Raw genomic sequence first — 12,664 nt, 5'->3', positions numbered from 1 at the left:
TGTCGGACAACAAGGAGAACCAAGATGAAGCTTTCTCGCAGAATGTTGGGGGCCGCTCTCGGCGCGGTCGTGGCAACAAGTGTCGCCACATCGGGTTGGGCGCAAAGCGCGACCCAGGGCCTGTCCAGCGAAAGTGTAATTGAAACCATCAAACAAGACGGCGTGATCCGCATCGGATTGTCGTTGTTCGTGCCGTGGTCCATGCGAGACAAGAACGGTGACCTGATAGGGTTTGAACTGGATGTCGGGCGCAAACTGGCCGAAGACATGGGGGTTGAGGTCGAATTCGTGCCTACGGCTTGGGATGGCATCATCCCCGCGCTGGTGTCGGGCAACTTCGATGTGATCATCTCGGGCATGTCGGTGACGGCGCAGCGGAACCTGACGGTGAATTTCACCGACCCTTATGCGTTTTCCGGTCTGGCCATTCTGGCCAACAAGGAAATGACGGCAGGCATGACCCGAGAGGACCTGAACTCTCCGGACGTGACATTTGCCGCACGTCGCGGGGCCACGCCAGCTGTTGTTATCGCCGAGAATTTCCCCGAGGCTAATCTGCTGCTGTTTGATGAGGACGGCGCATCGACCCAAGAGGTTCTCAATGGCAATGCCCATGCAACCATGGCATCGCAGCCCACGCCAAACCGCGAGGCGGGCCGTAATCCTGACACTCTGGTCGTTTTGGAGGGCGATTTGTTCGACCCGCGCGGCGAAGCCTTTGCTATGCGAAAGGGCGACCCGGATGCGATAAACTTTTTCAACAACTGGATCGCGCAGAACTGGCGCTCTGGCTGGTTGGAAGAACGTCACAATTACTGGTTCGCCACCGAAGAGTGGGCCGATCAGGTTGCGCAATAACTGAACGAACCGGGGGCGGCACCGTCGTCCCCGACCCAGACGCGGAGCGGCCCAGGTGCAAGACTTCCTGAAAAAACTCAGATGGCCCGATTACCTGATTGTCGCGATTCTGATCGCGTTTTTCGGGTATATCTGGCTGTCGATCGAAGGCACGCTGAATTACAAATGGCGGTGGGAACTGATCCCCGGCTATATCGTCGGCTGGCATTCGGGGCGCGAGGAGTACTTTGCCAACCTGCTGTTGCAGGGCCTTGTGGCAACGATCCGCATCAGCATCTATTCCGGCATTCTGGCCCTGATCCTGGGCACCATTCTGGGCGTTGCGCGCTGTTCGGGCAATCTGACGATCCGCATGCTGGCCCGCACCTATCTTGAATTTCTGCGCAACGTACCGCCGGTCGTTGTGGTCTTTATCTTCTTCTTCTTCCTGTCCCAACAGCTGATCGACGCGCTGAACCTGGATCGCTGGGCCCGCAGCATTGCGCGGCAAGAGGACAATCAGGTTTGGGAGTTCTTCTTTGGCGACATGCGCCGCTTTCCCTCTCTGGTCTCGGGCGTCATCGTTCTGGCCCTGTTCGAAAGTGCCTTTGTTGGCGAAATCGTCCGTGCTGGTATCCAGTCGATTCCCAAAGGCCAGCGCGAGGCGGCCCGGTCCATCGGCATGAGCCGGTTTCAGGAACTGCGCTATGTGGTCCTGCCGCAGGCGATGAAAAAAGTGGTGCCGCCGCTCGCAAACCAGTTTATTTCACTGATCAAAGACAGCTCGATCCTGTCTCTGATTTCGGTACAGGAACTGACCTATAAAACGGTTGAGCTTGTGGCTTCGTCCCGCATGATATTTGAGGCGTGGATCACGACAGCGGCCTTCTACTTTGTGGTCTGCTTTGGCCTCAGTCGATTGTTCGCACGCCTCGAAAAACGCTCAGACAGGCGTTAGCCAGTTAAGCGCGAGACCGGTTCAGGCTCTGATCTGCACCATGCCGTTTTCAACCCGAGTTTCGAATACCTTCATAACTCTTGTCGCTGGTGCTGAAACCGGGCGCCCATCCCGCACGTCGAACGCACCCTGATGCAAGGGGCATTCGATGATATGCCCATCAAAATAGCCATCGCACAGATCCGCGCCGCCATGATTGCAGAGTGCCAGTGAGGCAAATATCCCGCTAGATGTGTCATAGACTGCGATCAGACGCCTGCCGACTTCCACCCGTGTGACCCAGTTCTTTTCCAGCCGATCCACCTCGATCACATCCTTCCACGGTTTTTCATCAGCCATGGATCACGCCTCTGCCTTGTGCTGGATCTGGCGCAGAATCTCGCGGTGAGCGGCCAGATACCCTCCGGGCTCGACGTATATGTGGTCTTTCAGCTTTTCATGCAGGCGCGGCAACGCGTGAAACGGAACCGAGGCCACATAGTGATGCTCGGCATGGTAATTCATGTTCCAGCACAGAAAGGCCCAGGGTGCCGAGACCAGATTGGTACGCGTGTTTTCCGACATCTGCGCCACGGTTGGGCGTCCTACATGTTCCGTCATGCGGATAAAGCGCATCACCGGCTCGCCCAGAAACAGCGGTATGATCCAGTACCAGATCAGACCCCACCAACCGGTAATAGCCATACCCAAAAAGATCGCCGCATAGATGGTAAGCATTCGGCGGGCATCGCGATAAACCGCCTGATGTTCGACCTTTGGAATAAACCGCAATTCCGTCTCGCTGAGATTTCCCAAAGCATGGCGAAACAGTTCGGTGAACTTACCGCGCCAATAGGGCAGGGCGGACAGATACAGCAGGTACTGGCCAATGGTTTGGGGTAACGGGATAAGTTCGGGGTCTTCCCCGGTCAACTGCGTATAGGTGTGGTGGTCGCAATGCTCGTAGCGGAAGAACCGATGCGGTAGAATGATGATCAGACCGCAGATTTGACCGACCAGATCGTTCAGCCAGCGCGTGCGAAAGACGGTATAATGCACACATTCATGCTGCAATGAGAAATGGTGAACCAGAACAATGCCCTGCAGGAACATCGCAGGCCAGATCAGCCAGCTGTTCCAGGCCAATGTGACGAGGGTGGTTGTGAAGGTCAGCACAGCGATCCAAAGCGCCAGGTGGCGTAGGCCGGGCCCGTTTGATCTTTGCATGAATCCCTTCAACTCTTCGCGCGTCAATTTACCTTCGGCCAAAGCCTGAGTCAGAGGCGTTACGATTGCTTGTGACATGAGAATTCCACAATATTTGCCGGAGCGGGGGCTGCGCCCTCATCGCGTAATCCGGCACCGGAGACGGGAGTGCTCCGCACCATAGCGCCCATTCTGACGGGTGCTATTGTTAGCAGGCTAACGTGCCAGGGGGCGTTCAATCAAGACAGAAAGCTTAGCTCGCATTTCGCAGTCCGATATCTATGTCCGGGCTGACAAACAGCCCGGCGGCGCAGGGATAACGCTCCAGTATCTCGGGTCCGCCGGGCAAACGGTCGGCATGGAAAATCCCGTTTTCCCAGTAGGTCACGCCGTCTATCACAATGGTCGGGTCGAATACGTTCCAACTAATCTCGCCCGGAGCGTAGGCTCCGCAGGTGTGGAAATGCAGGATGCGCGGATTGCCAAAGGCGGCACCACCCCAGCGCTCGTAATTGTCGCGCATGTCCCAGGGATAGCCGCAGCCCGGGTGAATACCCGCGTGCCACGAATGCACGAAGTTGCGGTCAATGCCGAACTGCTCGGCAACCCGGTCATAATGCGCTTCGGCTTGGGCGGCGTCTGCAGGATGGCCTTCGAAGCCGATCAGGCGACCGTTGTTGAAGTTGGCAAAAATCGGGTGGTCAAACTCGACGGTATAGTCGTCATAGTATTTCGACCCCGTCCCGGTCAGGAACGTCAATGCCACGCGGCCGGAGAAGCTGTGCGCCGGAACCGGCGTGAAGACCGACATTGGAAACCGCAGGATCGAGGTGTCGCCGGATGGGTCCAGGTTCATCTCTGGCCGACCTCGTACATCCGTGCCCAAGGGGCAGGTAAAGCGCACGTCCTCTGCGGTGTTCAGCACTGCATTTATTCCGGCTTTGAGTTCCATGAACGCATCGTGATGCCCGTTCGAGAACCCTGACCCGAACAGCTCTCGGCTGAGGGCGAAGCTGACGATGACCTTCTTGCCTTGCGGCATGTCTGAGAACCTCAGCTGATCCCCCAGCCGCGCCAGAAACAGAATGATGTCGGCATCTTCGAACCGGGACAGCAACTCGGGCGACAGATGTGGATTGCCGGGATTGAATCCCACATCCACGGCGTCGACGGAAAGACCCATGGATCGGGCAACGCCTGAGACGATAGCTACGCTATCGGCATCGAAATATCCGAACTCGGGCGGTTCATAGGCGATCAACAGCCGTTCCCCGGCCACTGCATGGGCACAGTTTGACAAGAGATTGCGCGCTCCGCGCTCGGGTGTGATGTCCGACATTGGCGTTTCCTGCGGGTTCGGGTGGGCATAAAGTAAGCTGCGGAAGGACGCCCAATCCATTTGAATGTGATAATGGTTGGCATTAGGGTGGCTAATATGATCCTGAACCTGCCTTACTCCGCGCTGCGCGCCTTCGAGGCGGTGGTCCGGCACTCGGGGTTTTCTACCGCCGCAGCGGAACTGGGCGTTAGCCAGAGTGCCGTCAGCCAGCATGTCCGTTCACTAGAAGAGTGGCTGGGCCGGGACTTGTTGGTGCGCGGTGCGCGTCAGTCGCGCCCAACACGCGAGGGCGAGCAACTTGCGCTTGCAATCTCAGAAGGGTTGGGGCGCATTTCAGACGTGTGCACGCAGCTTCGGGACAAGACGCGGACCGATCGGACGATCGTTATTTCTTGCTTGCCTGGCTTTGCGTTCAACTGGCTATTCCCGCGGCTCTTGCGCTTTGACATGGCGCACCCTGACCTGTCGATTTCGATCGCGACGGATACAGGACAATATCCGTTTTCCGGGGCAGATGCGGATGTCGGTATTCGTTATGGGTTGGGCGAGTATCCCGGCTTTGAGGTGGATTTGTTGATGGGCGAACGGTTGTTTCCGGTTTGCGCGCCCGGCTTGCGCCCCGATTTGCACAGGATCGAGGATTTGGCGCGGCACACCATGCTGATAGATGAGAATCTGCATCACGGGGCAGCCAGCCCGACTTGGGAGTTCTGGGCGCGGCAGTGCGGCCTGACATTGCCGAACGCGATGCGAACCCGTCGGCTGGGGCAATCGAACATGGTTGTTCAGGCCGCAATCGAAGGCTTGGGTGTGGCTTTGGGGCGAGAGCCGCTGGTCATTGATATGTTGGCGGATGGTCGCTTGATCCGCCCCTTCGCCGAGATGACGCAATCCCCGCTGTCCTATTGGTTGGTGCGATCACAGGAAGCCAAAGATAGTGAGAAGGTAGCCGAATTCCTGAACTGGATTCATGCCGAGGTCGAGGCGCAACCGGAGATCCCCGATCCAGCCACCGCTTTAAATTAGCCAGGCTTATACAAGATATTACCTTTCCGGCATGGCACAGGGGGCCTCTACCGCCCATACTGTTATAAGCCATCTGACCAAATGGAGAGCCTATCGATGTTTCTGAGAAACTGCTGGTACGTCGCCGCCTGGAGCAAGGATATCGGACGCGAATTGAAGGCCGAGACGTTTCTTGGTGAAAACATTGTGTTCTACCGCCAGCAGGACGGCACCCCGGTCGCGCTGGAGGATGCCTGCCCGCACCGCAAACTGCCGCTGTCCAAAGGCAATCTGATCGGCGATGTGGTGGAATGCGGTTACCATGGTCTGAAATTCGATTGCTCGGGAAAATGCACTGACAGTCCGACCCAGCGCGGCATGACCCCGCGCCGGGCAGTCGTTAAATCTTATCCTGTGTTGGATCGTTACCGCTTCTTGTGGATCTGGATGGGAGATCCGGAATTGGCCGATCCCGACAAAATATTTCCGATTGAAAATTTTGATGATCCAAGCTGGGGTAAGACCGACGGTGGCGTGATGGATATCGACTGCCATTACCTTTGGGTCTGTGACAATCTGCTTGACCCCAGCCATGTGGCCTGGGTTCATGTGTCGTCCTTTGCAGGGGCTGGTACAGACGAAGAGCCACTGAATGTCGAAAGAACGGATCGTGGTGTGATCGTCTCACGCTGGATCGAGAACAAGCCGCCCTCGCCGTACTATGCCAAGCTGGTGGCATTCGAAGGGGATTGCGACAGGTTACAGCATTACGAAATGTGTATGCCTGCGATTGGTTTGAACAAATCCATCTATACGCCCGTCGGGACCGGAGGGTATGACAAGCAAGCGGTTGCCGAGACGTTCATCAACATCTCTTACAATTTCATGACTCCGATTGATGAGGACCGAACACGGTATTTCTGGTTCCAGCATCGCAATTCAGATCCTGAGAATGCTGAGGTTTCCAAATTCATGAATGACGGTGCTCGAATGGCGTTTCTTGAGGACAAGGAGGTTCTGGAGAAGGTGCATTTGGGCATGAAACACGCCAAAACGCCCCATATAGACTTGGGGTTGGACGCGGGCGCAAAACTGTTCCGCAAAACACTGGATCGGGCGATCGAAGCCGAGGTTGACCCGGTAGAACTCACAGTTCAGGCATGAAGCGCGAGACAAGCGGTCCAAAGCCCCAATGCGGTCAGGCATCAAGGGAAATGCGAAACCTTGGATGTGTTCCGTGTCGTTGCTCGAATCCACAGGACAGATAGACAGCTTGAGCGGTTGAATTATCGGGATGTGTACCGACCATCATGTAACGACAGGACAGAGCCCGCGCCTTACGTTTGGACCCTTCGATCAGTTGCCGTCCGATCCCCACGCCCCGAAACGACCGCTCGACAAAGAGATGATGTATATCAATGCCGCGCAGCCCCACCTGCAACTGGGCCAAAGGGCAAAGCGCGGCATAGCCGACGATCTGATCGCCCAATTCGGCGACCAGGGCATAAATCCAAGGCGGATTGGCGAACAAATCACGTTTCAAATCTGACGCGTTGACATCTGGAACATCGCCGTGATGTTCGGCCAATGCGCGGATCATTGTTAGTATCTGAGACAGATCACTTAGCTCTGCGTCGCGAATTTGCACAATCGGGTCTGAGTTTGTGTTCTCCATCGTCACCTCCTGTTCGGGCCACAGAAGCGAAACGAAAAATACCGCACTGTGGCGGCACTTTCAGACTAAACATCATTGACCGCTCCACTTTAGGGGGCGTTGTAATAGCGTCCGAAGGATTGGGTCATGATGATCATGACCCAACCATCCGTTTTCGGCAGGCAAACGTCAAGTTACCGAAGACATGACTAGGGGTTATGCCGCACCGTAGATCACCGGAAACCGCCCCCCGGCGAAGGGCGCACCGGGGCTTAGGCTGTCGTCATGCAGCCATTCGGTCACAGAGTCGCGCGGTTGGTAAGTTGCCCCGTCTACAGCAAAGCGGATCGCATAGCCGCGCCTGCGTCGCGTCGAGGTTCGGTTTCCCATCGCCGAGTGCACGGTCATGCCGTCAAAAGCCAGCGCATCTCCGGGTTCCATTTTCGGGTAGTGAAAGATGTCATACGCGGTGCGATTGGCCTCGAAATCCGGCATGTCGATATAGTCGGGATTGTCTTCCTCAAGATAATGCAGGAATGCACCAAGCTGGTCGGTTCTAAAGGGTCGGTACTTGGCACCCCACGCGTGTGAGCCGCGGACAAATTCCAATGCTCCGTTGTCTGGGTCCACTGGGTCCAATGCAATCCACATTGTCATGATAGGCCCCGCGACCGGCCAATAGGGTTGATCAGTATGCCAACCCGTTTGGGTTCTGGTTCCTGGCTCTTTCGCAAAAATCTGATCGTAGATCAGCGAGGTCCATGGGCTGTCAGCCACCTCGGCCACGCGTCGTCCGATATCCGAGCTCAGGCAATATTCCTGAAACACACCCGGATGCTCGCGCATATTCTTGTAGGCAAAATAGCGGTCGCCTTTGGCGGTTTCGTCGTCGACGGCCTGGCGTAGCTTGTTCAACCAGTCCTTCGACAATACGTGTTTCAACAGCACGACGCCGTCGCGCGCATACGTTTCCTGAATGGATTTCAGGTCAGAATTGTGTGTCATGTAACGTCCATTTCCATCGCCTCACCCTCTGAGGCTGTTACAGATAGAGGGCGCATCGCGCCCGGTTGATCTGGCGTTACAAGGCAGGTGAGCTGCGGCAGTTGATGATGAAGCAGGGCCATTGTGACCGCGCCGACCACTTGCCGGCGAGGCGTTGATGGAACTGCGCTACGCGTAAACTCATGGCTATACATTACCTGAATTTTTCAAAACCGCATAGGGCTGAGCTTATCGAGCTATCGAAGGCAAACGGGCAAAAACTCATTGACGAAAAGTGCATATTAATAAATATTATTACTATCATGCAAAGATACTCCATCTTCTCTCTTGCCCGGAATGCGCTGTCCGGCCACCGTAACTGGCAACTGGCCTGGCGCAGCCCACCGCTGAAAGATCAGTATGATGTGGTTGTGATCGGGGCGGGGGGCCACGGGCTGGCAACCGCCTACTATCTGGCCAAGGAATTCGGCATCACAAACGTTGCGGTGCTTGAGCGCGGCTGGCTTGGGGGCGGAAACATCGCCCGCAACACCGTCACGATCCGCTCGAATTACATGCGGGACGAGTCGATTCCGTTCTACGTCAAATCCGTTGCCATGTACGAAGGGCTCACGGATGAGCTGAACTTCAACATGATGCACTCAAAGCGCACCATGGTGGATGTAGTGCAGACCTGGCCCAAACTGCGTGAGTTGCGCAGGCGGCAGTTGACGATGGATATTTACGGCTCGACCTATGAGCAAATCACGACCGAGGAATTGCGCCGACGCATTCCGGCGCTGACTGGGGGTGGGCCTGATGCACGCCTGCCGGTGATCTGCGGGATGGTGCATACGGATGCGGGTGTGAACCGGCATGACGCCGTGGCATGGGGCTATGCGCGCGCGGCGGACGCGCGCGGGGTTGAAATTCACCAGCAAACCGCAGTGCAATCCCTGATACGCGGGGCAGATGGCAGGATCGAAGGGGTTGAGACAAATCGCGGCGTCGTTAAGGCAAACAAGGTGGTGGTGGCCGTTTCGGGACATACGACAACGCTGACCGAGACGGTTGGGCTGAAGCTGCCTTTGCGGACGATAAACCTGACGGCATTTGTGTCCGAGCCGGTGAAGCCTCTGGTCGATGTGATCGTGAACTGCCCCGATAGTGGGTTCTATTTCAGCCAGTCCGACAAGGGCGAATTGGTAATTGGCGGGGCACCCGATATGGGGCAGAGCTTTCGCCGCGACATCAAACAGCACGTCTTCGAGGATACAGTGACCGCGATGCTGTCTCTGTTCCCAAGTTTCAAAAAGCTCAAGCTGATGCGGCAATGGGGCGGGCATCTGGATATTGCGCATGATGCCTCACCCATCATGGACCAGACCGAAGTTCCGGGCCTGTTCGTCACCGCCGGATGGTGGGGCGGGTACAAGGCGATCCCGGCGGGCGGACTGACACTGGCGCATCTGGTTGCCAAGGAACAACCGCACCCGCTGATGGCGCCCTTCACGCTCGGTCGGTTCCGGTATCTGGATTTCGTAATGGAAGCTGGCACCACCACTGCGCGATAGGAAAGGACGGATCATGTTGCTTATAACCTGCCCGTTCTGTGGCAAGCGTAATGAAAGCGAATTCATCTATGGGGGACCGGTTGGGGCGGATCGTCCCGACCCCAATGCGGTCAGCGATGCAGAATGGGTCGAATATCTGACTGTAACGCCAAATCCGCTGGGGCCGGTCCAAGAAAAATGGTGGCACGCGCGCGGGTGCGGTGAATGGTTCACGATCTGGCGCGACACCCGGACCCATGACATTGTGGAGGCACCCGATGGCACAGAGTAACCGCCGCGCTTCGGGTGGGCGTATCGACCGAAACCGCCCTGTGCGGTTTACGTTCAACGGCAAGCCTTATGAGGGTTACGAAGGGGATACGCTCGCATCGGCTCTGCTGGCCAACGGTGTTCGTGTCACCGCGCGCAGTTTCAAATATCACCGCCCGCGCGGGATCATGGGTCACGGCCCCGAGGAACCCGCGACTCTAGTGGAACTGGATGGCAATGATGCCTCGGGCAACCGCCCTGCGACCACCGTACCGCTGCGCGACGGCCTGAGTGCAAGGTCGGTCAATTGCTGGCCTTCACCCGAGTTCGATCTGGGTGGTATCAACCAGCTGTTCACACGCTTCATCCCGGCCGGGTTTTACTACAAGACATTCAAATGGCCCAACTGGCACCTGTTTGAACCGTCGATCCGCAAGGCCGCCGGTCTGGCTGCTGCTCCGTCCAAACCTCCGTCCAAGGGTCATTTCGAGGCACGGCATGCCCATGCCGACGTGCTGATCGCCGGGGCGGGTCCCGCCGGATTGCAAGCAGCGCTTGAGGCAGGGCGTGCGGGCAAGCGGGTGTTTCTGGCGGATGAGGGGACCGAGGCTGGCGGCAGCCTGCTCAATCGGAACCTGACCATCGGGGGCCGCCCGGCAATGGATTGGGTGGCCGACGCGGTGTCCGAGTTGGACGGGATGCAGAACGTGACCCATCTGCAAAATGCAACCGTCTGGGCTTATCGCGAGCACAATCTGATGATTGTCAATGAGCGTGACCCCGAGGTGGATGGGATCCTTGAACGCAGTTGGCGGGTTCGTGCAGCCGAGGTTGTGATCGCAACCGGGGCTACCGAACGCGCGATGGTATTCGGCGACAATGATCGCCCCGGCGTGATGCTGGCCTCTTCCGTGCAAGCATATGTGAATCGTTGGGGCGTGATGCCAGGACAGCGCGTGGTGCTGTTTACCAACAACAACAGCGCTTATGCAGTGGCCGCAGATTTGGCTGCCGCAGGCGTCACGGTCGAGGCGATCCTTGACAGTCGTAACAAGGTGCCACAGGCGGCGTTGGATCTGGTGTCCGGGGTCACGGTGCATGTCGCGACCGTCGTCAGTGAGGTTCGAGGGCACAAGAGTGTCCGCGCCGTAAAGGCTGTGCCCAAAACCGGTGGAGCGGGAGTTTGGATCGACTGCGACCTGCTGGCGTGTTCCGGCGGGTGGAACCCAACGGTGCATCTGTGGTCTCAGTCCCGTAGCACGTTACGGTTTGACGAGGATCTGGCGGCCTTCTGTCCCGATCAGGCGGCGCAGGCCTGTCGAGCCGTGGGCGCGGCGGCGGGCAATCTGACGCTTGATCGGATTGTCGATGGGGGTGAAGATCTTACCTATGCGATTGAACCGCTTTGGCGGGTGGATGTTCCCGGTCAGCGCGGCAAGGCATTTCTGGACGTTCAGAATGATGTCTCGGTCAGCGATGTGCATCTGGCCCTGCGCGAAGGCTATGACAATGTCGAACATGTCAAACGCTATACAACCGGTGGCATGGGCATTGATCAAGGCAAGACCGGCAATATCAACATCATCGGCACTGTCGCGATGGAAAAGGGTCTGCCGCTGCAAGAGATCGGCACAACAACCTTTCGTTCACCGTACACTCCGGTGTCCTTCGGCGCGATAGGTGGATTGCGCGAAGGCTGGAGGCTGTTCCCGTATCGTCATACCCCTGTGACCCAGTGGAACAAGGATAATGGTGCGGTGATGTACGAAGCTGGCGCCCGCTGGCGGCGTCCGGGGTATTTTCCGAAACCCAACGAAGGTCTGCAAGAGGCGGTGAACCGCGAATGTCGTGCCGTGCGTGAGGGCGTGGGTGTCTATGACGGCTCGCCGCTGGGGACGTTCGAATTGAAAGGGCGAGACGTTCCGAAATTCCTGGATTTCATCTACTCCAACATCATGTCCAGCCTGAAACCGGGTGACGGGCGGTATGGCTTGATGCTGACCGAGGATGGCTTGATCCTGGATGATGGCGTGGCCTTTCGACTGGATGAGCATCGCTGGCTAATCTCGACCTCGACAGGCCATGCGGATGCGGTGAACCAGCATATGGAGAAACTGCTGCAGACCGAGTTTCCCGATTGGCAGGTGATGATCACCACGATCACCAGCCAGTGGAACAATGCCACCATATGCGGCCCCAAATCGCGTGAAGTGATGCAGGCGCTTTGCACCGATATTGACCTCTCAACCGAGGCATTTCCGTTCATGTCCTTCCGCGAAGGCACTGTCGCCGGAGTGCCGGCTCGGGTCGTGCGCGTAAGTTTTACCGGAGAGCTGTCCTTTGAGGTGAATGTCGCCCCCCGCCACATGGCCGAGCTGTGGGAAAAGGTGATGGAAGCCGGCACGCCCTTTGGCATTCTGCCTGTAGGGTCGGAATCCAGCCATGTGCTGCGGGTCGAAAAAGGGTTTTTGTCACTGGGACACGAGGTTGACGGGACCGTCGATGCCTATGATCTGGGTATGGGTTGGGCGATGTCCAAGAAAAAGTCGGATTATCTGGGCAAACGGTCGATTGCGCTGCGCCGATCGCGCGGTGCGCCACGGCGCGAGTTGGTGGGCATCCTGCCAGAAGATCCCAACCGACAAATCCCAGAAGGCGCGCCCCTGACGCCGGGAGGCCGGAAAGAGGCGACAGACGGGCTGGTCACGGCCTGTGTTTGGAGCGTTGTGAACAACCGCTGGGTCGGGCTGGCGCTGTTGGAAAACGGCCATGCGCGTCAGGGCGAAACCGCCCATGTTCGGCTGAAGGATGATGTGATCCCGGTCAAGGTGACGAAACCGGTGTTCCACGATCCCGAAGGCAAACTGCTGAGGTCCTGA

At 57.4% G+C, this 12,664-nt stretch carries 12 protein-coding genes; 7 read left to right on the top strand and 5 right to left on the bottom strand.

Annotated elements, in window-relative coordinates; all coding sequences use genetic code 11:
- Nucleotides 1–24 precede the first annotated feature (24 nt).
- Together ACR0AZ_RS13475 and ACR0AZ_RS13470 are read left to right on the top strand one after the other, a co-directional pair.
- Nucleotides 25–858, top strand: a complete 834-nt coding sequence (locus ACR0AZ_RS13475) for a transporter substrate-binding domain-containing protein (protein ID WP_480472204.1) — start codon at nucleotides 25–27, stop codon at nucleotides 856–858.
- A 55-nt stretch (nucleotides 859–913) separates the two neighbouring features.
- Nucleotides 914–1,795 (top strand): amino acid ABC transporter permease, encoded by an 882-nt coding sequence (locus tag ACR0AZ_RS13470; protein WP_480472205.1) that lies wholly within the window; start codon nucleotides 914–916, stop codon nucleotides 1,793–1,795.
- Nucleotides 1,796–1,816: 21 nt separating this feature from the next.
- On the opposite strand, the gene ACR0AZ_RS13465 is transcribed toward ACR0AZ_RS13470, so the two are convergent.
- From ACR0AZ_RS13465 to ACR0AZ_RS13455, 3 genes are all read right to left on the bottom strand, one after another.
- Nucleotides 1,817–2,134 carry a non-heme iron oxygenase ferredoxin subunit gene (locus ACR0AZ_RS13465; RefSeq protein ID WP_480660981.1) on the bottom strand — a complete coding sequence of 106 codons (318 nt, stop codon included), beginning with the start codon at nucleotides 2,132–2,134 and terminating at the stop codon, nucleotides 1,817–1,819.
- Between the two features lie 3 nt (nucleotides 2,135–2,137).
- Nucleotides 2,138–3,079, bottom strand: coding sequence for a fatty acid desaturase family protein (locus ACR0AZ_RS13460; protein WP_480472207.1), 942 nt, complete (start codon nucleotides 3,077–3,079; stop codon nucleotides 2,138–2,140).
- A 154-nt stretch (nucleotides 3,080–3,233) separates the two neighbouring features.
- Nucleotides 3,234–4,319: a hypothetical protein gene (locus ACR0AZ_RS13455; protein ID WP_480667647.1), complete on the bottom strand. Its 1,086-nt coding sequence runs from the start codon at nucleotides 4,317–4,319 to the stop codon at nucleotides 3,234–3,236.
- A 96-nt stretch (nucleotides 4,320–4,415) separates the two neighbouring features.
- Here ACR0AZ_RS13455 and ACR0AZ_RS13450 point away from each other — a divergent pair, with 96 nt between their 5' ends.
- Entirely contained in the window at nucleotides 4,416–5,345 is a 930-nt protein-coding gene (locus ACR0AZ_RS13450) for a LysR substrate-binding domain-containing protein (protein WP_480472209.1), read from the top strand.
- Between the two features lie 96 nt (nucleotides 5,346–5,441).
- Nucleotides 5,442–6,488 carry an aromatic ring-hydroxylating dioxygenase subunit alpha gene (locus ACR0AZ_RS13445; RefSeq protein WP_480667646.1) on the top strand — a complete coding sequence of 349 codons (1,047 nt, stop codon included), beginning with the start codon at nucleotides 5,442–5,444 and terminating at the stop codon, nucleotides 6,486–6,488.
- A 34-nt stretch (nucleotides 6,489–6,522) separates the two neighbouring features.
- On the opposite strand, the gene ACR0AZ_RS13440 is transcribed toward ACR0AZ_RS13445, so the two are convergent.
- On the bottom strand, nucleotides 6,523–6,999 hold the full coding sequence (locus tag ACR0AZ_RS13440) for an N-acetyltransferase family protein (protein WP_480660973.1): 477 nt from the start codon (nucleotides 6,997–6,999) through the stop codon (nucleotides 6,523–6,525).
- 195 nt (nucleotides 7,000–7,194) lie between these two features.
- Nucleotides 7,195–7,983 (bottom strand): phytanoyl-CoA dioxygenase family protein, encoded by a 789-nt coding sequence (locus tag ACR0AZ_RS13435; protein WP_480667645.1) that lies wholly within the window; start codon nucleotides 7,981–7,983, stop codon nucleotides 7,195–7,197.
- Nucleotides 7,984–8,285: 302 nt separating this feature from the next.
- On the opposite strand from ACR0AZ_RS13435, the gene ACR0AZ_RS13430 reads away from it, so the two are divergent.
- From ACR0AZ_RS13430 to ACR0AZ_RS13420, 3 genes are read left to right on the top strand one after another with little or no spacing between them, the layout of a single operon-like run.
- On the top strand, nucleotides 8,286–9,536 hold the full coding sequence (locus ACR0AZ_RS13430; protein ID WP_480472213.1) for an FAD-dependent oxidoreductase: 1,251 nt from the start codon (nucleotides 8,286–8,288) through the stop codon (nucleotides 9,534–9,536).
- A gap of 13 nt (nucleotides 9,537–9,549) precedes the next feature.
- A complete protein-coding gene (locus ACR0AZ_RS13425) occupies nucleotides 9,550–9,807 on the top strand; it encodes a sarcosine oxidase subunit delta (RefSeq protein WP_480472214.1) in 258 nt (85 codons plus the stop codon).
- Nucleotides 9,794–12,664: a 2Fe-2S iron-sulfur cluster-binding protein gene (locus ACR0AZ_RS13420; protein ID WP_480667644.1), complete on the top strand. Its 2,871-nt coding sequence runs from the start codon at nucleotides 9,794–9,796 to the stop codon at nucleotides 12,662–12,664. Before ACR0AZ_RS13425 ends, ACR0AZ_RS13420 begins: the two co-directional genes overlap by 14 nt.

The organism is Ruegeria sp. BE3 (genome assembly GCF_056538865.1).
Note: the sequence above shows the minus strand (reverse complement) of the source record. Positions and strands in the feature narration are given on the sequence as shown.

What these genes read in the sequence shown, in the direction of transcription:
- ACR0AZ_RS13475 (WP_480472204.1), top strand. Translation starts at nt 25, where the DNA reads ATGAAGCTTTCTCGCAGAATGTTGGGGGCCGCTCTCGGCGCGGTCGTG.
- ACR0AZ_RS13465 (WP_480660981.1), bottom strand. Translation starts at nt 2,134, where the DNA reads ATGGCTGATGAAAAACCGTGGAAGGATGTGATCGAGGTGGATCGGCTG.
- ACR0AZ_RS13460 (WP_480472207.1), bottom strand. Translation starts at nt 3,079, where the DNA reads ATGTCACAAGCAATCGTAACGCCTCTGACTCAGGCTTTGGCCGAAGGT.
- ACR0AZ_RS13455 (WP_480667647.1), bottom strand. Translation starts at nt 4,319, where the DNA reads ATGTCGGACATCACACCCGAGCGCGGAGCGCGCAATCTCTTGTCAAAC.
- ACR0AZ_RS13450 (WP_480472209.1), top strand. Translation starts at nt 4,416, where the DNA reads ATGATCCTGAACCTGCCTTACTCCGCGCTGCGCGCCTTCGAGGCGGTG.
- ACR0AZ_RS13445 (WP_480667646.1), top strand. Translation starts at nt 5,442, where the DNA reads ATGTTTCTGAGAAACTGCTGGTACGTCGCCGCCTGGAGCAAGGATATC.
- ACR0AZ_RS13440 (WP_480660973.1), bottom strand. Translation starts at nt 6,999, where the DNA reads ATGGAGAACACAAACTCAGACCCGATTGTGCAAATTCGCGACGCAGAG.
- ACR0AZ_RS13435 (WP_480667645.1), bottom strand. Translation starts at nt 7,983, where the DNA reads ATGACACACAATTCTGACCTGAAATCCATTCAGGAAACGTATGCGCGC.
- ACR0AZ_RS13430 (WP_480472213.1), top strand. Translation starts at nt 8,286, where the DNA reads ATGCAAAGATACTCCATCTTCTCTCTTGCCCGGAATGCGCTGTCCGGC.
- ACR0AZ_RS13425 (WP_480472214.1), top strand. Translation starts at nt 9,550, where the DNA reads ATGTTGCTTATAACCTGCCCGTTCTGTGGCAAGCGTAATGAAAGCGAA.
- ACR0AZ_RS13420 (WP_480667644.1), top strand. Translation starts at nt 9,794, where the DNA reads ATGGCACAGAGTAACCGCCGCGCTTCGGGTGGGCGTATCGACCGAAAC.